Origin of the sequence: Paenibacillus sp. FSL M7-0134, from assembly GCF_038007865.1 — a bacterium.
Taxonomy (GTDB): Bacteria; Bacillota; Bacilli; order Paenibacillales; family Paenibacillaceae; genus Paenibacillus; species Paenibacillus polymyxa_B.
The window spans coordinates 1,854,160-1,877,673 of sequence record NZ_JBBOXV010000001.1 but is presented as its reverse complement, the minus strand read 5'-3'; the positions used below and the strand labels follow the sequence as shown (position 1 = coordinate 1,877,673).

General features: G+C 46.4%; 19 protein-coding genes and 2 riboswitches. Of the genes, 9 read left to right on the top strand and 10 right to left on the bottom strand.

Annotation, left to right across the window (positions count from 1 at the left end; genetic code table 11):
* Positions 1-13: 13 nt before the first annotated feature.
* Positions 14-838 (bottom strand): MIP/aquaporin family protein, encoded by an 825-nt coding sequence (locus NSQ58_RS08400; RefSeq protein WP_053325980.1) that lies wholly within the window; start codon positions 836-838, stop codon positions 14-16.
* Positions 839-1,154: 316 nt separating this feature from the next.
* On the opposite strand from NSQ58_RS08400, the gene NSQ58_RS08395 reads away from it, so the two are divergent.
* The gene (locus NSQ58_RS08395; protein ID WP_068941698.1) at positions 1,155-2,633 is read left to right on the top strand and encodes a PTS transporter subunit EIIC; all 1,479 of its coding nucleotides are present in this window, start codon (positions 1,155-1,157) and stop codon (positions 2,631-2,633) included.
* A 141-nt stretch (positions 2,634-2,774) separates the two neighbouring features.
* Here the strand turns inward: NSQ58_RS08395 and NSQ58_RS08390 are convergent, their stop codons facing one another.
* From NSQ58_RS08390 to NSQ58_RS08360, 7 genes are all read right to left on the bottom strand, one after another.
* Positions 2,775-3,905 (bottom strand): acyltransferase, encoded by a 1,131-nt coding sequence (locus tag NSQ58_RS08390; protein ID WP_068941700.1) that lies wholly within the window; start codon positions 3,903-3,905, stop codon positions 2,775-2,777.
* 79 nt (positions 3,906-3,984) lie between these two features.
* A complete protein-coding gene (locus NSQ58_RS08385) occupies positions 3,985-4,605 on the bottom strand; it encodes a malonate decarboxylase holo-ACP synthase (RefSeq protein WP_068941702.1) in 621 nt (206 codons plus the stop codon).
* Entirely contained in the window at positions 4,599-6,272 is a 1,674-nt protein-coding gene (mdcD, locus tag NSQ58_RS08380) for a biotin-independent malonate decarboxylase subunit beta (RefSeq protein ID WP_023989988.1), read from the bottom strand. Before mdcD ends, NSQ58_RS08385 begins: the two co-directional genes overlap by 7 nt.
* Entirely contained in the window at positions 6,262-6,561 is a 300-nt protein-coding gene (locus tag NSQ58_RS08375) for a malonate decarboxylase subunit delta (protein ID WP_023989989.1), read from the bottom strand. The genes mdcD and NSQ58_RS08375 overlap by 11 nt, the downstream gene beginning before the upstream one ends.
* A gap of 27 nt (positions 6,562-6,588) precedes the next feature.
* The gene (locus NSQ58_RS08370) at positions 6,589-7,413 is read right to left on the bottom strand and encodes a triphosphoribosyl-dephospho-CoA synthase (RefSeq protein ID WP_023989990.1); all 825 of its coding nucleotides are present in this window, start codon (positions 7,411-7,413) and stop codon (positions 6,589-6,591) included.
* A gap of 4 nt (positions 7,414-7,417) precedes the next feature.
* Positions 7,418-9,064 (bottom strand): malonate decarboxylase subunit alpha, encoded by a 1,647-nt coding sequence (mdcA, locus tag NSQ58_RS08365; RefSeq protein ID WP_023989991.1) that lies wholly within the window; start codon positions 9,062-9,064, stop codon positions 7,418-7,420.
* Positions 9,061-9,924: an ACP S-malonyltransferase gene (locus NSQ58_RS08360; RefSeq protein WP_341057176.1), complete on the bottom strand. Its 864-nt coding sequence runs from the start codon at positions 9,922-9,924 to the stop codon at positions 9,061-9,063. Before NSQ58_RS08360 ends, mdcA begins: the two co-directional genes overlap by 4 nt.
* 175 nt (positions 9,925-10,099) lie before the next feature.
* On the opposite strand from NSQ58_RS08360, the gene NSQ58_RS08355 reads away from it, so the two are divergent.
* The 5 genes from NSQ58_RS08355 (at position 10,100) to NSQ58_RS08335 (ending at position 15,563) form a co-directional block, all read left to right on the top strand.
* Positions 10,100-10,972, top strand: coding sequence for a LysR family transcriptional regulator (locus NSQ58_RS08355; protein ID WP_023989993.1), 873 nt, complete (start codon positions 10,100-10,102; stop codon positions 10,970-10,972).
* Between the two features lie 229 nt (positions 10,973-11,201).
* Positions 11,202-12,485 carry an ABC transporter substrate-binding protein gene (locus NSQ58_RS08350; protein ID WP_023989994.1) on the top strand — a complete coding sequence of 428 codons (1,284 nt, stop codon included), beginning with the start codon at positions 11,202-11,204 and terminating at the stop codon, positions 12,483-12,485.
* Between the two features lie 31 nt (positions 12,486-12,516).
* Positions 12,517-13,392: a carbohydrate ABC transporter permease gene (locus NSQ58_RS08345; RefSeq protein WP_034095207.1), complete on the top strand. Its 876-nt coding sequence runs from the start codon at positions 12,517-12,519 to the stop codon at positions 13,390-13,392.
* A gap of 22 nt (positions 13,393-13,414) precedes the next feature.
* Positions 13,415-14,242: a carbohydrate ABC transporter permease gene (locus tag NSQ58_RS08340; RefSeq protein WP_023989996.1), complete on the top strand. Its 828-nt coding sequence runs from the start codon at positions 13,415-13,417 to the stop codon at positions 14,240-14,242.
* Positions 14,243-14,390: 148 nt separating this feature from the next.
* Positions 14,391-15,563 carry an iron-containing alcohol dehydrogenase gene (locus NSQ58_RS08335; protein WP_103744882.1) on the top strand — a complete coding sequence of 391 codons (1,173 nt, stop codon included), beginning with the start codon at positions 14,391-14,393 and terminating at the stop codon, positions 15,561-15,563.
* 57 nt (positions 15,564-15,620) lie between these two features.
* Here NSQ58_RS08335 and NSQ58_RS08330 read toward each other — a convergent pair whose 3' ends face one another.
* The gene (locus NSQ58_RS08330; RefSeq protein ID WP_023989998.1) at positions 15,621-17,039 is read right to left on the bottom strand and encodes an alanine/glycine:cation symporter family protein; all 1,419 of its coding nucleotides are present in this window, start codon (positions 17,037-17,039) and stop codon (positions 15,621-15,623) included.
* Positions 17,040-17,198: 159 nt separating this feature from the next.
* Positions 17,199-17,293: riboswitch (glycine riboswitch) on the bottom strand.
* An 18-nt stretch (positions 17,294-17,311) separates the two neighbouring features.
* A riboswitch (glycine riboswitch) is annotated at positions 17,312-17,388 on the bottom strand.
* Positions 17,389-17,557: 169 nt separating this feature from the next.
* Positions 17,558-19,015: a glycoside hydrolase family 1 protein gene (locus NSQ58_RS08325; RefSeq protein WP_053325983.1), complete on the bottom strand. Its 1,458-nt coding sequence runs from the start codon at positions 19,013-19,015 to the stop codon at positions 17,558-17,560.
* A 213-nt stretch (positions 19,016-19,228) separates the two neighbouring features.
* Between NSQ58_RS08325 and NSQ58_RS08320 the strand changes: the two genes are divergently transcribed.
* From NSQ58_RS08320 to NSQ58_RS08310, 3 genes are all read left to right on the top strand, one after another.
* On the top strand, positions 19,229-20,200 hold the full coding sequence (locus NSQ58_RS08320; RefSeq protein ID WP_023990000.1) for a LacI family DNA-binding transcriptional regulator: 972 nt from the start codon (positions 19,229-19,231) through the stop codon (positions 20,198-20,200).
* Between the two features lie 233 nt (positions 20,201-20,433).
* A complete protein-coding gene (gene licT, locus NSQ58_RS08315) occupies positions 20,434-21,276 on the top strand; it encodes a BglG family transcription antiterminator LicT (RefSeq protein WP_023990001.1) in 843 nt (280 codons plus the stop codon).
* 230 nt (positions 21,277-21,506) lie between these two features.
* Entirely contained in the window at positions 21,507-23,363 is a 1,857-nt protein-coding gene (locus NSQ58_RS08310) for a beta-glucoside-specific PTS transporter subunit IIABC (protein WP_023990002.1), read from the top strand.
* The last annotated feature ends 151 nt before the right edge of the window (positions 23,364-23,514 follow it).

The window sequence follows — 23,514 nt, the reverse complement described above, 5'->3', positions numbered from 1 at the left end:
AAATCCATCGTTTTTACGCTGTAAGTTTGTGATCCGTTTTATGATTTTTATAAGTACGACTCATACGGAAGGTAATCAAGAGTACAATCACGATGATCCCTAGTAAAATCCAGAAAGCCGGAGTCACACTCCCCTTAAAAACAGCCTGATAAAATAGCCCTGCGAAAGATCCACCCAACAGCGGCCCTACAATGGGCACCCAGGCATATTTCCAATTGGATGCTCCCTTACCGGGAATCGGTAGTAAATAATGCATCAGACGCGGCCCAAAATCTCTCGCTGGATTGATGGCATAGCCCGTTGTGCCTCCAAAGGATAAACCGATACTGACAACCAAAAAACCCACAATCAGCGGTTTCAAGCCCCCTGTAAATGAATTGGCACCAAATGACTGCAGAGCAAGAATAAAGATGAAAGTACCTATCATTTCACTAAGAACGTTGGCAAATGGATGATCAATAGCCGGTCCTGTCGCAAATACACTGAGTTTGGTTGCTGTGTCCTCCGTCTCTTTCCAGTGAGGCCAATAATGCAAAACCACGATTATCGCACCCGCCATGGCCCCGAGAAGCTGAGCCACAATATAGCCGGGAACGTCCTGCCACGGAAAAATGCCCTGAAATGCCAACGCCAGTGTCACTGCCGGATTCAAATGCGCTCCGCTGATTTCACCCACTGCATACACCCCAATAGCAACCGCGAGCCCCCATCCCATTCCAATCACAATCCAGCCGGAAGCGTGAGCAAATGACTTTTTCAGGGACACCCCTGCGCACACTCCGCCACCTAGGGCAATAAGAATCATTGTCCCTATGAATTCGGCTGCGTATGGCGACATACAACCTACCTCCTCAATAGATCATCCGATTTCGATCGCTTTCATCGCGCAAAAAAAGAAAAGCCATCACAAACCAACCCTGTGCTGTACCATGGGTGTCTGCGTGGCTCTCTTGTCTCCGTCACGATTATTAACTTAAATTTGATACTATATAAGCATGTAAGCGATGTCAACTACGGATTTACGTATTTTCATAGCTTAAAATAATCGTTGACCATGTTAGATTCTCCGATTTATGATGTAAAAAAATGGTTTAATGTAAGGGTTTCAGGATGAATACGACACTCCCAAACTCGATGAAGAAGGGAAGAATGTTATGCTGAAATTTCTGCAAAAAATCGGCAAGTCGTTAATGCTTCCAGTAGCCACTCTACCCGCCGCAGGGATTTTGCAAGGATTAGCACTGATTAATTATGAAACGGATATACCACTTGGTCCCGGAGTTGGCGGATTTCTGAATCATTATGTCACCCCTTTTCTGAACGAGGGGGCGGGGGCCATCTTCGGTAACCTTGCGCTCATTTTCTCCATCGGTGTTGCCATTGGTCTGGCAGGCGACGCAGTAGCCGCATTATCGGCAGTCATTGCCTATATGGTGCTGACCCGTATTTTGGCGGCAGTGCCGGGTATATTTGCATATATTCCAGACGACGTCAAGCTGGACATGGGCGTATTGGGTGGTATTTTTATCGGTGGATGGTCTGCTTTTCTGTTTAAAAAATATCACAATATTCAGCTCCCAGATTGGCTTGGCTTCTTCTCGGGCAAACGTTTTGTCCCCATGATCACCGCCTTTACGACCATGATTCTGGCCATTCTGCTCGGTATGATCTGGAGTCCGATACAAGATGGGATTGCAGTCTTCGGCAACTGGATTGTCGGCTTTGGCGGAATCGGATCAATGATATTCATGATTGCCAATCGGCTGCTGATCCCGCTCGGTTTGCATCATGTGTTGAACTCGATCGCATGGTTTCAAATTGGTGACTACACCAATGCTGCCGGTGAGGTCGTTCATGGTGACCTGACGCGTTTTTTCGCAGGCGATACATCGGCGGGTATATTCATGTCCGGCTTCTTCCCCATTATGATGTTCGCTCTCCCAGCAGCAGCCCTCGCATTCATCCATACGGCCAAACCGGAAAAACGTAAAGCCGTCGCTTCCATTTTCATCGGTTCTGCACTGGCATCGTTCCTGACCGGAATTACCGAGCCCCTCGAATTTTCGTTTATGTTCATTGCACCATTGCTTTACGGCGTTCATGCTCTGCTGACAGGCCTGAGCGGCCTGGTCGTATACCTATTGGATGTCAAACTCGGCTTTTCTTTTTCAGCAGGACTCATTGACTATCTGGTCAATATGAAACTCTCCACCCACCCATTGCGAATGATCCCGGTTGGGCTTGTCTTTGCCCTCATCTATTACTTTCTGTTCCGATTTATCATTCTCAAATTCAACCTAAAAACTCCTGGGCGTGAAGATGATGTAGAAGACAGTCTCCTGTCTGAGGTTAACGAAACTATACCCGATGGAAAGGCAAGCACCACATCCGATACTCAGTCCAGTCAGGCAGGCAGAATACTAACCTATCTCGGCGGTTCAGACAATATCCAAAGCATTGATGCCTGCATCACACGGCTGCGTCTTGTCGTCAAAGACGACAAAGCGGTTAATGATCAAGCTCTCAAGCAGCTCGGAGCGTCGGGAATCATCAGGCTTGGTAACGGTACCCTGCAGGTTATTTTCGGGACTCGGTCCGAAATTCTGAAAGATGAAATACAGCGATTGATGTAAGTAAGTTCAGGTTCACAAAAAGGGTATCTCTTCAATCATCGAGATACCCTTTGGGGTTGCCGTCAATACGCCAATAACTTAGATACGCCTAAATTAGGATGTCATATATACGTTGTTATCTGTATTATTTCTTTTAGGCATTTATCTTAGATCGGTGCTTTGCGCTCTTTTTTGTTTCAACAATAACCATTCACGACATACCTTTACCTTTATCTGCGCAAAGGCATAGACGATGCCGAAGGAGCATGCTACAGTCGTCAGATAAACCAAAAGCAGTGCCACAAATAAAGGAAGCTGACTTACCAAATCACCGACCAAGCGCAGCACGATGACCAAAATAAATACGTTCGCTGTAAAGGCCCGGTACGCATAAGTAGATAACCATTTGTAATAGGGAAGTGAACGGGAATTTACGCTGATCAAATGTCTTGCCAGCATGTAAATCAGGAAAATCACTACCAAGCTGTACAAGGTCATGGACGGCTTCAGATAAATCAGATTTCCGAAGGACATATCCTCAAATCCAAAACCGAAAAATTCGTGATTTGTCCAAATGAGAATAAGAAGCATTACCGGAATGAGTATGAACTGAATCCGGCGAAGCACTCCGTCGAACTGTTTCTTATATACCCAAGCGATTCCACCTAGTAAAGCATAAATAAAATAACTAACGAAAAAGCGGTCAAGGTAACGCAGACTAATCGCATATGCTCCTTGGAATACGAAGGTATCGTACATCCATAGCCACGCTCCGAAGATCACGAAGCTCACAATAAGCAGCGGAATGACCCGCTTAGGCTTAGCCAAGTATTTGTAGCAGATGAAAATAAGGACTGGCATCAGCAATTGAAATTGCAACATCATCACCGTGTACCAAAACTGTGATGATGCATTACCGAGCACAAATGACTCGATGAGCGTCCGGAATGATGCAACGTGCTGATTAACCTGAATTTCCGGGAAGAAAATTAAGCCAGCCGCTGCCCACAGTAAATAAGGGATCACGAGCTCCCCGAATTTTTCCTTGTAAAAATGGGATACCTTCGTATGCTGATTATTTTTCACCATCCCATATACAATGGCAAAAATAAAGACTGGCGCAGTATACTTTACTATATTGAAAATGACGCCTAATAAGGCTAGGTTATCGTTAGTGTGTGCATACTTCAGAAACATCCCCAGAACGCTTTGCAAGATCGCTCCGCTGACGGCAAACACCTTTAAGATGTCGCTCTCATTAATATTAATATTCCGCTCTTCAGTGTTTTCCATAATACGCACTTCCCCTTTGACAGCTTGCCTGAAGCCAAATGGTCGTGCATTCCTCCCTTTTGCCGTTGATTATAGCTCCTTATTGCCAAGGATTACGAACGAGCTTGGGACCCGAAGAAGTTCGCAGCACCACAGTGCTGGCCCGTCTCTCAAGAATTTCGCGCAGGACGTAGGCACCGTCTCTTGTCTCCAATTGAATGTCAATTCGAACACCCAGATGCTCCAACTTGTGCACAAGTCTTTCAACTACTGCATAATCAATAACCTCTGAACCATCTATAACAAGGTCAAGATCACTCGTTTCCTTCACAGTCGGGTATTGCGTTACTATTTCGAATCCTGCGCTCCCCGCTGGCCCCCAGCGCCAATCCGCCATCATTTCTGCTAACAAGTCCATCAACTGAAGGACAGGCTGCTGCCGTCTCTCTGTAGGCAAGGAGTTCCACATCTGACGTTTCACTATCGCATAGGGAGACACGAGCTGGGACACCCCCTTCGGGTCCAGGAATGCAGCTTCCCGTTGATTTCGCTCCTGTCCACGTACTCCGACGGGAATACAACCATCCGCCGACGGATCGGCTCGGCGAACGACCACAAAGGGGGTCCGCCTCAGCGAGGCGGTTACCCACTCCTTGTCTTCATATAAGGAGAGATATTTCAAATTGGACACTTCAATCAGATCATGTGGATGGATTACCATTGCTCCAAAAGCGCATCTCGAACGCCACGGGTTGCAGTCCGCCCACCCGCCATAGCTTCCTTAGTCTGCAATCGGAAGCTAAGGTCGCGGGGCGCTCCTTTTGTACTCTCGATTGCCTCGGAAACGGTCTTTTCCACGATGGCTACATCACTACTCTGTGGATCGTCTGCATGGATACCGCTCAGCATCTGATATAATGCCCCCAGAGTACTGTAGCTACGAACATCGTAGGCCATAGCTGGAACTTTCTTGGTAGCTTCTTCAAGCTCGGCAATCGTCCGCTTGGTAATCCGAGCAGCAGAAGCCTTGGACATGGCCTGAATATTGACCTTGCTGTCATCCAGTGCGATCAAACGATTCGATTGCAGCCCATGCGCGAGGAAGCCCCCGGAAATCGCGTTACCGACAATCACACCGATAACTGGATGGCCTTCTAATCTAGCGGTTGCGTAAGCATCTGCACTTGCAGCCAGGGCAAGACTGATACCGACCATTTCTTCCTTATAGCCATAGGCTTGACTGGGTACATCAATGATGGCAATGATCGGACGTTTGGTTTCTTTTTTCTCATCTTGACGGATTGCGTCCCTGATGATTTGAGCCACCGTCCAGCCTTCAAGCATACCAACCTCACCGTTTCTGACACGCGGGAATCGGTTGGAGGCATTCGGAACAATGGCGATATATCTGCACAGTTGTCCGTGCTTATCCACGTCTGCCGCAAGCACTGAAGGAACATCGCTGATTGGGTGAGCAATGCCCGTCAAGCGGGAGAACCAGCGATAACCTCTACTATCCGACATGTCGGCCGCACCCTCTTTTGCCAGCGGGACAGGCTGCTGCACAGGCTGTATCTGCGTGTAAAATTCGCGATAGCGCTCAGGTGTCCAAGCTTCTGTAGGATCAAGAGTGTTTAACAGGGTCAGATAGAAATCGATTTGCTCTGTTTTAGCAGGCTTCGCCGGTGCCTTGAGCGCAGTATCAATCGCTTCGACAACTGCATCCGTCGTATCTTCCACCATTTCGTCAATCAATCCGGTTTGGAAGCGCTGGTTAGCTCCGATTGTGTTCCAAATCAAGGCTTTGTCGCTTGCATCGAACTCCATGACCCCTGCTTCCTGCTCAATGACCTCCGGCCCGTTCAGACCGAGGCGCGCTTTCTTCGTAGCAATCAGAGTGGTAAACAATTCTGCAGTAATGGACATTCCCCCAAATGCCCCTACGCGGCCCGGGATCAGTCCGATAACAGGAACGTATTTACGCAGGGCAACGATCTGGGTAGCAATCTCCGAAATCGACAACAATCCATAGTTCGCTTCCTGTAGCCGAACACCCCCTGTATCGAAGATCATGACGGGATATAGTTTGTTCCCTCTCTTATTCTCTTCCAGTGCCAGTTCGAGCGCTCCGGAAATTTTGGCCCCGCTGACTTCTCCAATCCCCCCTCCTTGAAAAGCGCCTTCCATCGAAATGATCAAGACCTTCTGTTTGTGTATTTCGCCAAGAGCCAGAATAATCCCGTCGTCGCTCTGAGGAACAATGCCTTGCGGCTCTAGGTGGGGGGATTGGATTTTGTCTAACGGCCCAAGTATCTCACGGAAAGTCCCTTCGTCCAGCAGCGCTTTAGCTCTCTCGCGTCCATTCAGCTCCACAAAACTATTCTGCATAATCCAGCACCTCCAGCACTTGCGTAAATCTAAGCATTACTACACCCGGAGTAGCTCCGAAGTCATGAACTGTAATATTGGCAGTAATCGGATAACGGTTAAAAAAACGGGTCAGAACATTCTCCCATACTTGTTCAAATCCTTCACTGCCTGTTAAAATGCTGACGTTGGTGGTCTGGCCTTTTACAGGCTCTACAATAATCTCCAAATCTCCCGAACCGACAACACCTATATGTGCCGGCTTACAGATGGGCTTCGTAGTCTGGTATTGAAACTGTAATTTTTCCATCCTTCAGAAACACCTCCAATTAAAGTATCAATCGATTAGAAATAATGTGGCAGCTAGCAGATCGGCACTACCTCCGGGTGAGAGTTGTCTAACATTACAATACTCGGACAAGCGGTAGAGCAGCTTTCTGCCCGACTGGGTTCTTAATCCATCTGCTGCAAGGAAGGCTGCGGCCATACTCTGAATCGCCATCAGATCCGTCAACTGACCGCGGTGTAGGATGCAGGTATCATCCACACATGCCACCAAGGCCAATAAAGCTTCTAAGCGTGCTTCGACCTCTGTCTTCCCACAAGCCCTAGCGCGCAGCAAAGCAGGTAAAGCTTCGTCCCGGATGTGCGGAAAGCCTAGCTTCGCTTCTTCCTCTGCCCCCACTACCGCGTATTTCTTCTTAACCGTTCGTCCATTCGTCTGCTGCATCGGACGGTACCGGTCATGGAACGATGCAATTCTTCCTGCAATGCTCATAATCTGATGTGGGTCCCGCTCCCTTGGAAAGGCTGCCCGTGCACTTGTTAAAAGCCCAAGGGCCCAAATGGCACCCTTATGTGTATTGACACCGTTCGTTGCACTGAGCATCACCTTCTCGCCCTCCCGCCCGATTAGAGCGATCTGCTCACGCAAAGTCTGGTCCACCGGGTGAAGGTATGACACAATGGCTATTTCCCGAAACGTATCCTCCAATGCTCTTGCGGATGCAAGCATAAGATCGATGGACATATCAGTATGAGAGCCATTGTCTCTGGCATCGACAAGTCCAGGCTTGGGCGTAAGAAGAGCCTCTTCCATCAGTGCCTTTACAGCTTTGGCAGCCAGAGAAGCCGCGAAAGCTGAATGATTCATCGTGAGCATGGCTTTAAGACCAGCTCCGGAATTTAGCCGGTGGATCATACAATCCGTCTGACCAATCTACGAGATCGTTAATCGTCTGTGCTGCCAGCATCGAGCGCTTGGCTTGTCTGCGCATGATCCCAAGATCCTCCGGATAGGCCACGATCCCTCTGTCACGCAACAGGCTTGCATCGCTTTCATTACTTTCCATTCCTAAAGGTGTTACGCCTCCGATTGCCGCGAGAGCCTTCTTTCTCTCCTCTATACTGTCCGTCTTGTAGAGGTATGCAATGCCTTCCTCGGTAAGGACGTGGGTGACATCATCCCCGTAAATCATGATTGGCGTAATGGCGAGACCAGATTCATCCTTCACCTTGATGGCATCTAGCGAATCTACAAATACTGGCTTTTTGTTGGCACCGTATGTTTCAACCATCTGCACGACCAATTTCCGGCCTTTGGAGAGTTCCGTCGGGCGCTCGATCATGTCAAGCCAGGCAGGAGTCGCATGTCGCCGCCCCCGAGGATCATGCCCCATATTCGGCGCTCCTCCAAAACCGGACAATCTGCCGGAAGTAACGGTAGACGAATTACCTGCACAGTCCATTTGTAGCGTTGATCCGATAAACATATCTACAGCGAACTGGCCTGCAACCTGACACATCGCGCGGTTGGAGCGCATAGATCCGTCCTTGCCGACGAAGAACACATCTGAACGAGCCGCAATGTATTTCTCCATACCGACCTCGCCTCCAAAGCTGTGAATGCTTTCGACCCAACCCGATTCAATCGCCGGAATCAAAGTTGGATGCGGATTCAGGGCCCAGTGCTTGGCAATCTTCCCTTTCAGGCCAAGCTGTTCACCATAGGTCGGAAGCAAAAGCTCAATCGCTGCAGTATTAAAGCCAATGCCGTGATTAAGCGACTGCACCTGATGTTTTCCATAAATACCCTTGATCGCCATCATGCCCATCAGGATTTGCAGTTCAGTAATATTCTGCGGATCACGGGTAAACAGTGCTTCCAGTGCGTACGGTTTTTCGGCCTGTACAATGACGTCGACCCAGGAAGCTGGAATATCGGTTCGCGGTAGCTCATCCACGATTTCGTTAACCTGCACGATTACGATCCCATCCTTGAAAGCCGCCGCTTCCACGATCGTCGGAGTTTCTTCCGTATTGTTTCCGGTATACAGATTGCCCTCGCGATCTGATTTGTCTGCCGCTACCAGCACCACATCTGGAATAAGGTCAATGAAGAGACGTCCGAACAATTCCAAATACGTATGGATGTCACCGAGCTTAAGTATCCCGTCATCAATCATTTGCGCAACACGCAGGCTTTGGGAGCCACTGTAGGAGAAGTCCAGCTTCCCGGCGATGCCCTTCTCGAAAATATCCAAATGTTCGGGTCTTGAAATGCTGGACATAATCATATGCAAATCATGCACTTTGCCAGGATCGACTTCCAGCAGCTTCTGGGAAAGGAAAGACGCTTGCTTCTGGTTATCTCCTTCCAGGACGACCTTCGCGCCTGGATCAATTAACGCCTCCATCAGGTCGACAATTCGGGAGGAGTCGATGTATTTTCCGTCGAGCCACTTTTCCACCTTTCCTAACTTTTCCTGCTTTTTATCACGTTTTTGTGACCAGGATCGCAGTACTTTATTCATTCTTCTTGCTCCTTCCATTTTCTAATCAGATACTGAGTCGCTTCCAGACCGATCTCGTCCACGGCCATTTGCCGGGTATCCTTGTGGGCTTGCTTGACAAGTCTGGAAAGAGTATGACCCGGCGGCATCTCGATGAAACAGTCAGCTCCCGATTCGACGCAGACAGCCGCCATATCCATCCACCGAACGGGATATGCTACGTTTAGTGCAAGGTCCTCCGCGATTTTTTCCTTGGCTTTCGTCTTTCTGCCCGTATGATTCACCAAATATGGTATTTGAGCGTCCCGCAAAGAAAAAGTGTGTATTTTCAGCAATAGCTTATTGGCTACCTCTGACATCAGCGGGGAGTGTGAAGGAATCGGAACCTTCAGAAGCGCCGTTTTAGCGGTCCCAAGCTCTTTCACATGCATAAATGCTTTATTTAACCCTACCAATGATCCGGATACGACGATTTGCTGCTCTGCGTTTATATTCGAGAGGTAGACTGGCGTTGCCTCACTATGGGAGAGAAGCACGGCTTGTTGAACCTCGGCCTGCGTAAGCCCAATAATCACACCCATTCCATAGCCTTCAGGAAAGGTTTCTTCCATCAACCGGGCACGGAGCCATACGATCCGAAGCGCATCCTCGAACGAGAGAACTCCCGCGATGACCGCCGCAGGAAATGCACCAATGGAATGCCCTGCCACGAATTGGGGCCGGATACCCTGCTCGATCAACCGGTAGGCTATTGCCGTCTCCTTAACGAAGAGTGCCATCTGAATCCAGACCGTTGAGCCCATAGCCTCCTCATCATCACGCAGTTCAGTTCCGATGATACTTGTTGCCTTTTTCACATACTCGGGTACATCTTGGAGCATTCCAGGAACCTGTGACCCCTGGCCGGGAAATGTAAAAACGATGTTCAGAATCTCACCACCTTTAGCGGATTCATTTTCTTTACATTGTTAATTGTAAGAAGTGAGTAAATACCTGTAAAATATATATATTCACATATGATCGATAACCTAGTGGTTATAAAGGAGATTTTTCACTATGGATTATTTGCAGCTTAAGTATTTTCAAGTGACCTCGAAGTATGAGCATGTCACACGTGCCGCGAACGAGTTGTTTATCTCACAGCCTGCCTTAAGTAAAATGATTAGAAACCTGGAGACGGAATTGGGTGTGCAGCTATTTGACCGCGAAGGAAAACATATCGTGCTGAATGAATATGGCAAGAAGTTCCTGAAAAGAGTGAACCAGTCGCTATCAGCGCTAGAGCAAGGCGTATCCGAAGTCAAAGAAATGAAGAACGAAAAGGTAGAGGTCATCACGTTATACGTCGCTGTCGGCTCTATGCTATTGCCCAACCTTGTCGGCAAGTTTCGCGATCTCTATCCTCAAATTAGATTCAACCTGACCCAGCACCCTGCGAAGATGAAGAAAGGACCGGCGTACGATTTTGCGATTACGTCCGAAGAGTTGGCGGACAACGAGCATGCGATCCTGCTGGAGGAGGAAATTTTGCTTGGCGTACCAAAATCTCACCCTCTGAGCGTTCAGGACACCGTATTCCTGAAAGATCTAGAGCATGAGAAGTTTATCAGCCTTACACCTGGTAATTCGCTTAGGAAAACAACGGACCTCTTTTTTACTCACATCCCTTTTGAACCCAACATCGTCTTTGAAAGTGATGATCCGGCTACGGTAAGAGGGTTGATTCAAACAGGACTTGGCATCTCCTTTATTCCTTCTATCCTGTGGAGGAACGTCGTAACCGAAGACATTAAGCTGCTTCAAATCAGGGAGCCTCGATGTACGCGAACAATCTATCTGTCCTTTCCTACTGGGGAACTGCACACCGATATAGAGAAATCGTTCTTCGAATTCATCATTAGATTTTTCCAAGATATTGCTCAGCATTGACGATTTAGATACCTTTTGACATAATATCTGCCTTATTGTTTTATCATTCTTCGGATTAGTAAGATCAATATCTTTAGAGTATTTAATTTCTATACATGCTTTGTTTCAATTTTTTTGTTTTTGGTTAAGTCAATGCACATAAATGGGTAACAGCTTCATATGATGGAGCTAAACCATTTACAACTTGTTTAGCAGGCAGATTATCTCAGACAGCAAGGAGGGAAATGATGTGAAAACAGTACAATGGCTGGTATTATGTCTTGCTTTTCTCACGATGTTCAGTGCTTGTAGTGGACCCTCGTTCTCTGAAAGTCAATCATCTGAAACTAATTTGTCAAACGGAAAAAAGATAACGCTTACATTGTGGTACTGGAACCGTTCCATTGACGATGAACTACTCGCCCAGGCGGAAAAACAATTTCCCAACATTGAATTAAAAACTCAAAAAATAGGCGGTGACTTCAAAGCCAAACTGAAGACAACGCTCGCAGCTCGTTCCGGTGAACCAGACATCGTAGCTCTGAACGATTGGATGGTGGAGCTGTTCCCCAGTGCGGATCGTTTTTATGACTTAAGGGAACTCGGAGCAGACCGCTTAAAGGATCAATATTTGGAATGGAAATGGAATCAGGGGATCACTCCTGATGGTAAAATGATCGCATTTCCCATGGATACAGGACCTACCGCCCTCTTCTACCGAAGTGATCTGTTTGAACAAGCAGGCTTGCCTAGTGATCCTGAAAAGGTTAGTGCCTCCATTCGCACATGGGATGATTACATGGCGGCCGGAGAACAACTTCGCCAGAAATTCGGAAGCCGTTCATTTTTGGCTGACAATATTGTAAACGTTTACAATCAGGTACTCGCTCAGCATACAAACCTTTACTTCAAGCCAGATGGCAGCTATATCGGCAATCAATCTCCTGACATCCGTCTGGGCTGGAAAACCGCTGTCGATTTCCACAAGAAGCATCTGCTCGCCAATGCGGATGGCTGGACTCCCGAATGGAACGCTTCAGTCAATAACGGCAAAATCGCCTCTTTTGTAGGGGCTATCTGGATGAAGCAAGTTCTCACAGAGGCCGCGCCGGATACAGCGGGTAAATGGAGAGTCGCCCGTGCTCCTGGAGGAGACGGCAACCTGGGTGGTTCTTTCATTTCTATCCTCAAATCCAGCAAACATCCCAAAGAAGCCTTTGAAGTGCTGACCTGGCTGCAAAACCCGGAACACCAGCTGGAAGCCTACCACAAAATCGGACTGTTCCCGTCCACTCCCGGCGTCTATAACGATCCTATCATGGGGACACCCGAGCCTTTCTTTGGTGGTCAGGCCACCGGACTCATCTTTGCCACCTCCGCACGTAATGTGAAAAGCAGCTATTTCGGCGAGCGCTATCCTGTCATCCACGGCATTGTGACCCGTCGTCTTGCTAATGTCGCCAAGCAGGATGCCAATTCCGATGCATTATGGACGGAAACAATGGATCGAATCGAACGGGAATTACAGCGGTAAAAACAAAATTCAAAAAAGGCGTGTGGACATTATGCTGAGAGAAATCTGGAAGCACCGTGCCGTTTATGCTGCGATCTCGCCGTTTTATCTACTGTTTGGCATCTTTGGACTGTTTCCGATTGGTTTTTCATTATATCTAGCGTTTCACAAATGGGACGGGATCGGAGACATGACCTACAACGGCTGGGGCAACTTTCGCTACCTTGTAACAGATCATGAATTTTGGCAGGCTGTAGGCAACACCTTTGTGATCTGGGTGTATGCAACGATTCCGATGCTATTCTTCGCACTGATTATTGCCTTTCTGCTTTATGCCCCTTTTGTGAAAATGCGTACCTTATGGCGAGTCGGATTCTTCCTGCCAAATGTGACGTCTATTGTAGCTGTTGCCATCATATTCGGTGCCTTATTTGCCAACAATTTTGGATTTCTTAACTACCTTCTGCAACTCATGGGGCTACCCATGGTTCAATGGCTGAATGTGCCCTGGGGTATCCAAATCGCCATTTCTTCTATGGTCGTATGGAGATGGATGGGCTATAACTCAATCATCTATCTGGCTGGACTCCAGAGTATTCCGCATGTGCTGTATGAGGCCGCCAAAATAGACGGGGCAACCGGAGCGCAAGCTTTTTTCCGCATCACTATCCCCATGCTACGCCCAGTCATTCTGTTTACGGTGATTACGTCCACCATCGGCGGTATGCAGCTCTTCACCGAGCCACAGGTCCTGGTCGGTAATGACGGCGGTTCCGGGGCAAGTGGCATGACCATCGTTTTATACCTGTATCGCGAGTCGTTCATTAACAACTATTTTGGATATGGTGCAGCCGTCGGATGGGGCATGTTCCTCATCATTGCTCTATTCTCCATCATAAACTGGAAACTCGTTCAAGGTAAAAAATAACGATGGGAAGGAGCTTCACAACATGATGCAGACACGCGCAAAATCCTTTGTTTTATATGCCGGATTGTTGGTGGGAATCATTCTGTCGATGTTTCCATTTTACTGGCTGATCGTCATGGCAACCCGTACAACCTCAGACATCTATCGTTTTCCACCACAATTGTGGTTTGGCAGCCACTTCTTGGATAACATAACGAGAGTATTACAACAGATTAATTTTGCCGGAGCCTTTTTTAATACCCTTTTTGTAGCCGGTTCTGTTACCCTATTGGTTCTGTTTTTCGATTCACTAGCAGGTTTTGCATTCGCCAAGTTTGATTTTCCGGGCAAAAAAGTGCTATTTATCGTTCTGCTAGCTACGATGATGGTCCCTTCACAACTTTCGCTTGTCCCCTCCTTTGTCATGATGGCCTCCTTTGGATGGGTAGGTACGTTCAAAGCGCTTATCATCCCGGGGATGGTAAATGCCTTCGGCATTTTCTGGATTCGTCAATATGCGGAAGAATCCATTCCAAAGGAACTGCTGGATGCGGGCCGGATGGACGGATGCAGCTTTTTTCGACTGTACTTGAATGTAGCACTGCCTATTCTACGTCCTGCGTTCGCTTTTCTCGGCGCATTTACCTTTATAGGAGCCTGGAATGATTATTTATGGCCGCTAATCGTCTTAACGGATGAACGTAAATTCACGCTCCAGATTGCACTGTCACAATTGAACGGGATTTACAATACGGATTATGCGATGGTCATTGCGGGCACCCTGCTGGCTGTACTGCCACTTATTATTTTATTTCTTTTCATTAGCCGCCAGTTTATTTCCGATCTTGCCGCCGGAGCGGTCAAAGATTAGATTTACTTGAATTCCCTTATTCATTTCATGTATAATAGCTAATCGTCATTTCAAATAGCTTACATTATGAAGTTAGGTATCCAACAGGCAATCAGGTTAAGCGATTTACGATTTGAACATGAACTATGAACTGAGGGAAACTTACCAGATGAACAAATTCACATATTATAACCCCACCAAATTAATTTTTGGAGACAATCAAATTGAAGAACTCCAGCAGGAACTGCTGAATTACGGCAAAAACATTTTGCTGGTATATGGAGGCGGAAGTGTCAAACGAAATGGTCTATATGACCAGGTATTAAACGCGTTAGAACCGCTACATCTGAACATTCATGAATTGTCCGGCGTAGAACCGAATCCGCGCTTGTCCACCGTTAAGAAGGGTATCGACATTTGCCGAAATGAAAAAATCGACTTCTTACTTGCTGTAGGCGGTGGAAGCGTTATTGATTGCACCAAAGCCATCGCAGCAGGGGCTGAATATGACGGCGATGTGTGGGATATTATCAACAAAAAGCACATGCCGACCGAGGCTCTTCCATTCGGCACCATCCTCACACTCGCCGCCACCGGTTCAGAAATGAATCCGGATTCTGTTATCACCAACTGGGAAACGAACGAAAAATACGTATGGGGCAGCGCGGTGACGCATCCGAAATTCTCGATTCTGGACCCAAAAAACACCTTCTCTGTGCCACGTGATCAGACGGTATATGGCATGGTGGATATGATGAGCCATGTGTTTGAACAATATTTTCACAATGTTAAAAATACACCGTTGCAAGATCGTATGTGCTTTTCCGTGCTGCAAACCGTGATCGAAACTGCACCTAAGCTGCTGGAAGATTTGCACAACTACGAGCATCGTGAAACGATTTTATATGCCGGAACGATTGCCCTTAACGGAACACTACAAATGGGCTACTTCGGGGACTGGGCTTCGCATACGATTGAACATGCATTATCCGCTGTATATGATATTCCTCATGCTGGCGGTCTGGCGATCCTCTTCCCCAACTGGATGAGACATACGGTGGATCAGGATGCTGCACGCATGAAGCGGCTGATGCTCAGCATGTTTGATTTAGATACCACTGGTAAAACGGATAAGGAAATTGCTTTGGAGGGGATTGATCGCCTGAGTGCATTCTGGACAAGTCTCGGTGCCCCTTCCACCCTGGCCGATTACAATATTAATGATGAGCAATTGGAAAATGTCGCAAACATTGCAGCCCGTGAAATGGAATACGGAGGCTTCGGTAATTATAAAAAGCTGAATCAAGAAGATATTTCAGCTATTTTGCACGCATCGTTATAACATTCAAAAGGGAGTGTCCTCAAGCCTGTGATGACTGAGGGCACTCCCTTTTGGAATTTATGAATTAACCGTTTGTCCTTTTTCTTCTACTTGGATAGCTGCCCCTACACTGGCACCTGCAAGAATGCCCTTTTTCTTACTAGAATTCAGAGAATCCATATAGGTTCGGGTTTCTGCGACTACAATTCCTGATAAGCCGAGCAGGGCAATCAGGTTTGGGAAAGCCATCATTGCGTTAAAGATATCTGCCAGCAGCCAAATCGCATCCAGTTTAATGAACGCGCCCCCGGCAACCAGTAGGATGAACAGATAGCGGTATGGCTTAATCCACTTGACCCCAAGCAAATATTCAACACAGCGTTCCCCGTAATAGTTCCAGCCGAGCATGGTGGTGAACGCGAACATAATCAGAATGATTGTGAGCAGTTCTGCCCCCAGCGGGAATGCGCTGGAAAATGCTTGCTGAGTCATCAAGCCCGCATCGGTAGGCCCGCTCCACACACCACTAACCAGTAGCGTCAACCCGGTCATCACACAAATAACCATCGTATCAATAAACACGCCTGTCATGGAAATTAGCCCTTGCTCCGCAGGCCATTTGGTTTTGGCAGCTGCAGCTGCAATCGGTGCGCTTCCCAATCCGGCCTCATTGGCAAAAATACCTCTGGCTACCCCACTTCGCATCGCCAGCATAATCGTAGCTCCGGCAAATCCGCCCGTTGCAGATGTAGTTGAAAATGCCGAATGGAGCACCAGCGCAATTGCGGCAGGAAGTTGGTCAGCAAACCGAATCAGTACGATGAGACAGATCAGTACATACAAGCCTGTTTTAAAAGGAACGACCTTCGTCGATACCTTGGCAATGCTTTTGAGTCCTCCAATAGTAACAAGTCCTGTAAGGATAGCAATAATCAGTGCCGTTACAATGGGCGGAACGCCAAAACTGTTTTCGGTCGAAGATACAATCGCTTTGACCTGCGGAAACGTTCCAATCCCGAACAACGCTACCAGCATGCCCGAAAAAGCAAACAGCATCGCCAGCGGTTTAAAACGGCGTCCCAGACCTTTCTCAATATAATACATCGGGCCGCCGGAAAATTGCCCATTCCGATCCTTCACCCGGTATTTTACCGCAAGTACACCTTCCGCATATTTCGTCGCCATCCCAAAAAAGGCTGCAACGACCATCCAGAACAAGGCACCCGGCCCGCCCAGCTTAATGGCTGTCGCTACGCCGACAATACTTCCTGTGCCAACTGTAGCCGCCAACGCTGTACTTAAAGCCGCAAAACTACTTACATCCCCGCTGCCTTCATTCGGGGCCTTACCGATCAGCTTGATCGCCAGGGGCAGGCGGAATACCTGCAGCATCTTCAAACGTATGGTCAGCCACAACCCCGTTCCCATGACAAGAATGATGAGAGGCGCCCCCCATATCCAACTGCTAATCGCTTCTAACACATGTACCAAATTCATTTCAACCCGCTCCTCCAGCATATTAGAAAACAAAAAAGAGTCAAATCCGCTGATTCGACTCCTGGAGAGGTTAAAGGCACGAAAAAATACAACCATCTTGCGCAGGTTTCTGCCTCTAATAGCTTATAAAAAAGCCTAGGGCATTCCCTGTCACAGGTTATTCGCGTCTCTGTCCTTTTGCCTGAGAGTTTAAGCAGATGTTCTCTGCGGTGCACCTTCGGCGCCCAATTAAGGGTCTCTCCAGAGTTCTGTCCGTTTACGGTCCCCGCTTGTTGCTGTAATCAGCCTAAGCACCTGAGAGTTTTGCCCCTTCGGTCGGAACTTTCGTTCCATCTCCCGCAAACATCAACCAGACATATGAAATTTTTATTTATTATACAGAAAACTTTCAGCTTATTACAAGTGAAAAGTTTGTGAAGCCCTCTGAAATATTATTATTATGTCTATCAAAAAAAGCGGGTACAGCAGATTGCATCCTTAGGATGTCCTCTGCTATACCCGCCCGAGAAAATTTGGAATTACAATTCTTCACCATTGGTTGCTATCACATTTTTATACCAGTTAAATGAGTCCTTTTTGGAGCGTTTGAGCGTTCCGTTACCGTCATCATCCAGATCAACGTAAATAAATCCGTAGCGCTTGGACATTTCGGAAGTAGACATGCTCACAAGGTCGATAGGACCCCAGCTGGTGTAACCAATCAGATCAACACCGTCGGCAATCGCTTCCTTCATTTGGGCAATATGCTGACGCAAGTAATCAATGCGATACGTATCATGCACAGAGCCGTCTTCTTCCACCTTATCATACGCACCCAAACCATTTTCCACGATGAACAGCGGCTTTTGGTAGCGGTCATAAAACGTGTTCAGCGTAACACGCAGGCCGATCGGATCGATCTGCCATCCCCAGTCAGAGGACTGTAAATATGGATTTTTCACGCCGCCAATCAGGTTTCCTGCTGCTTTTTCGCCTTCTGGACCTGCAGATACGGTCAAGGTCATGTAGTAGCTGAATGAGATATAATCGACCGTGTTATTTTTTAAAATTTCGGCATCGCCTGGTTCTGTGTGTATAACAACATTATTTTCTTCAAAATAACGATTCATGTAGTTGGAATATTCCCCACGGGCATGCACATCCGTAAAGAACAGGTTCATCTGATTTTCATGCTGGGCTTTCAGTATATCCTCTGGGTTACACGTATGTGGATAGCTTTCCAAACGAGCCAGCATACAGCCGATTTGAGAGCCCGGGATGATCTCATGTCCTCGTTTTGTCGCCAGTGCACTAGCTACAAATTGATGATGCAGTGCTTGGTATATCGCTTGCTGCTTGTTTTCTACGCGGTCAATGACCACCCCGCCACCGGTAAACGGACTCATGGTCATTACATTGATTTCATTAAAGGTCAGCCAGTATTTTACTTTATCCTTATAACGCGTGAACACAGTTTCGGCATAATTTACGTAGTGCTGTATAACTTCACGACCCAGCCAGCCATTATACTTCTGAGTCAAACCCAGCGGTGTCTCATAATGTGACAATGTTACCAGCGGTTCAATACCATATTTGCGCAGCTCATCAAATACATTGTCGTAGAATTGCAGTCCCGCTTCATTCGGCTCGGCATCATAGCCATTCGGGAAAATCCGCGACCAGTTGATGGACATACGAAATACCTTAAAGCCCATTTCCGCGAACAATGCAATATCTTCTTTGTAGTGGTGGAAGAAGTCCACACCTTCACGTTTTGGAAAACGGGCATTGACTTTGCCTGCCAAAATGTCTTCGAGTCGCTCGGACGAAATCTCCATAGCATGATCGTTCTTGCGCTCTGCTTTGGGTACATAGGCAACCATGTCCGCACTGGACAATCCTTTTCCATCTACGTCAAAAGCACCTTCCAATTGGTTGGCTGCGGTTGCCCCGCCCCACAAGAAGTTTTTCGGAAATCCTTTTAGCGTCTTCGTCATGGTATAAAAACCTCTTTCCGTATTTAAGATTTTTACTTTGGTCAAGTAATCCCATCAAGTGCTGCAAATGTGAATCAATACCTAACGGTAACCGTTCTTCCTTTGAAAAGGATTGACAGATGCTTTAAAATAGACGTAATGCCTTCATAAGCATCCTAATCGTTGTAACGCGTTTCATGTCAAGTATTTTTTTCTTATGTGAGGAGAAGCATCATGTCGAATCTTGATCAAATTGCAAAACTGGCGGGCTTTTCCAAAGCTACGGTATCCAGAGTATTAAATCAGTCACCCCATGTCAGTCACGAAACAAGAACTAAGATTTTGAAAATCATGCAGGAATTGGATTATGTTCCTAATCGGAATGCCATTTCTCTATCCAAGGGTCAGACGCTTCAGATCGGTATCATTACTTCAACTATTAATGAAATTGTTCTCGCTTTTCTGGACAGCTTTGTGGAAGTAGCCGGCCAGTATGAATTCCAAACCATTATTTATACTTCGGGAGAAGACAAAAAGAAAGAGCTTCAAGCCTTTGAGGATTTAAAAAGAAAAAGAGTCGATGCGCTGGTCATCATTTCCTGCGTGAATGACACTGATTTTTTGAGTACCTATTGCAAATATGGCCCGATCGTTTCGTGGCAACGAATGGAGCATACCGATATTCGCTCCGTCGCTATGGATCAGTATGAAGGATATATGTTAGCGCTAAAACATTTGATACAAAAAGGCTATACTCGTATAGCCAATGCTTTTGGTCGTCCGAGCAGCATCAATACCCATAGCAGACAACGAGCCTACGAACAGATCATGAGTGAGCACAATCTGCCAGTGTTGCAACACTGGAATCACTCTTCTATTTATAATATCCGTGATGGCGAACAGGTCGTACGGGATTTGTTACAGCGTCGGGAAGAATTTCCAGAGGCTATTTTATGTGCTAACGATTATGTAGCAGTGGGCATTCTCTGCGAAGCACGCAGACAACGGCTGAACGTACCGGAAGATCTGGCGATTGTCGGATTCGATAACACGGAGCTGGCGCATACGATGGGGATTACAACGATTCAAAATCCCATCATGGCTCAAGCACAAAATGCTTTTTTCATGCTTTCCCCTCAGCTGATTGGACGCCAAATGGAGCTTCATTCGCTAGAGTACTGCCTCATTGAACGTACGACCACGTAAGGTAACGATTTACTTGCAAATTAGGCAAAAGGGCCTTGATATGAAATATTTTTTGTCGAATCAGAATAAAATATGTTGAAATCGCTTTTTTTTGTGCTACAATAGCACTATATCGAAGGATTGTGACCGGTGATGCGGGCAATGCCTGAGTTCAATTGAGTGCTATTGCTAACAATAGTGTTGAATTGTGCTTAGGCATTTTTTATTGGTAAAGGATGGGAGGGGGAACTTCAATGATTATTGAGAAGGTGCTCAATAACAACGTCCTATTGACTAAAAACGATAAAGGCAAAGAGGTCATCGTGATGGGAAGAGGTATTTCCTTCAAAAAGGTGGCTGGCGATCAAGTCGATGATGATAAAATAGATAAGATTTTCATGTTAAATGAAAACGAGTTCACGGCTAAACTAACTGAACTGCTGAACGATATTCCAGTGTCTCATCTGGAGGTCGTGAATGAAATCGTAACCCATGCAACGGAAGTGCTGGATACGGAGTTAAGCGATAATATTTATTTAACATTGACCGACCATATTCATTTTGCCATACAACGGCAAGAAAAAGGACTGGCACTCCAAAACGCGATGCTGTATGAAATTAAACGCTTTTACAAAAAAGAATTTGCAGTTGGACTGGATGCTCTCCAAAAAATTGAAAATACGCTCGGAGTAAAATTGGGCGAAGATGAAGCGGGATTTATTGCATTGCATATGGTGAATGCACGGATCGACGGTAACGAAATGAAATCTACACTGAAAATGACCGAGATTGTCCAACATATATTGAACATTATTACGTATCATTACGGAATTGTGCTGGATGAGTCTTCTTTTAGCTATTCGAGATTTTTGACACATTTGCAATATTTTGCGATGCGAGTGATTCGCAAAGAAGTCATTCACAGTGGTGAAGAATTTTTGTACAACCAGGTGAAGCAGACGTATACCGAAGCTTTTGCTTGTGCCCAAAAGATCAATGAGTATCTGGAAAAAACATACGATCAATATTTAAGCAAGGATGAATACGTATATCTAACTATCCATATTCATCGGGTAACTGAGCGTAATAACATATAAGATTAACAACTTCATATCCTCATCGTTCATGGATTGTGACTGGTAAGGCAGGCAAAACCTAAACTGATGGTGAAATCGACGTTCCTCTATAGGAGAGTGCGTAGTTTTCACCACGAGTTTAGGTTTTTCTTGTTTACAAGTTTAAAAAGGTGCACGCCGGCGCATCTTAGCAACAGATGTAAACAGTAAATCCTATCAGTAGCAAGAATAACCCATAAGGAGTTCTGAACATGAGTGATAAAGAACTATCTAAAAAAATAGTGACCCTCGTTGGTGGCGAAGAGAATGTCAATTCGGTATTCCATTGCGCTACACGCTTGAGATTTAAATTAAATGATCGTACAAAAGCAGACAAAGCCGCACTGGAAGCAACCCCTGGTGTCATTACAGTAGTGGAAAGCAGCGGCCAGTTTCAAGTGGTCATCGGTAACAATGTAGGTCAAGTGTTTGAGCATATGATGGCAGAAACGAATTTGCAGGATGCAGACAATCCTAATGCCAAAAAAGAAGAATCTTCTGAAAAAACGAATTTTCTTGGCAAAGCGGTCGATATCATTTCCAGCATTTTTTCTCCCATTCTCGGTGCTCTTGCCGGGGCAGGTTTGCTTAAAGGGCTACTGGCGTTAATTTTATCTTTTCAATGGATTAATGATAAAAGCGGTACGTACCTGATCCTAAGTGCAGCTTCCGACAGTGTTTTCTATTTTCTACCTGTGTTTTTGGCTATTACATCGTCCCGTAAATTTAAGACAAACACCTTTGTATCGGTGGCAATCGCTGGAGCTCTGGTCTATCCAGCAGTTATAACGGCGGTAAGCAACCCAGAAAGATTGGCGTTTTTAGGTATTCCGATCATTCTGATTAATTACAGTTCCAGTGTCATTCCAATTATTCTCGCGGTCTGGGTTCAGTCCTATGTGGAGCGCTGGTTCAATTCCTTTATCCATCAATCGGTTAAAAACATTATCGTGCCGATGCTTTCGCTCCTGGTCGTTATTCCGTTAACATTTCTGGCCTTTGGTCCAGTAGGTAACCTGATCAGTCAGGGCTTGGCAAACGGTTTTACATGGGTATACAATTTAAGCCCACTAATTGCCGGGGCTGTTGCCGGGGCATTCTGGCAAGTGTTTGTTATTTTCGGCGTACACTGGGGCTTCGTTCCGGTCATGCTGTCGAATATTGCAACATTGGGCTATGACACGATGCTTCCGATGCTTACAGCAGCCGTACTTTCTCAGGCTGGTGCAACATTGGGGGTATTCCTGAAATCCCGGAACACTCAGATGAAGGCTTTGGCAGGTTCCTCTACGCTGGCCGCTATTTTCGGGATTACAGAACCAACAATTTATGGCATAACTTTAAAATTGAAAAAACCGTTCATTTATGCTTGTATTTCCGGGGCAATCGGCGGGGCGATTATCGCTTCTGGCGGAGCGCACGCACAATCCTTTGCATTACCGGGTCTACTGGCGTTGCCGACTTATTTCGGACCTGGATTCTTGTGGGTAGTCATCGGTTTGCTCGTTGCCTTTGTACTTGCAGTTGTATTGGTTATGATTTTGGGCTTTGATGATCCAAAAGAAGAAACTGCAAAAACAGAAGCTGCACCCGTAAAGAAAGAAGTGGCAATCGAGAAAGAAATTCTCGTAAGCCCACTGCAAGGTAAAGTATTGCCTTTGGAACAATCTTCTGATGTTGCTTTTGCTTCAGGTGCTATGGGGAAAGGAATCCTCATTGATCCTACAGAGGGTGTGCTGACATCTCCTGTCAATGGAACGATTACGACAGTATTCCCGACCGGACATGCCATCGGTATTACTTCCAATGACGGAGCAGAAATTCTGATTCACGTGGGTGTTAATACAGTGAAGCTGAAAGGACAATTCTTTGACAAGCGCGTCAAGGAAGGCGATATAGTTAAGCAAGGACAACTGTTGCTTGAATTTGATATCGAGCAAATTAAGGCAGCAGGCTATACTACGGCTACGCCGATTATCGTAACAAATTCCGCTCAATACCTGGATGTGTTGAACACAATGGAAACTGAAGTGAAGCGTGAGGATTACTTGTTGACTGTTGTGGTCTAACGTTTAACTTTCAGACTAGAGCATTTTGCATAAATCCCAGGAGCGTTTTCAAATCAGCAGTATATAGATCGAAACGCTTTAGTTCGTCTATATACTGTACTTACAAGCGTTGGGAATCGAATTATGCAAAATGCTGATTAAAGAAGCTTTC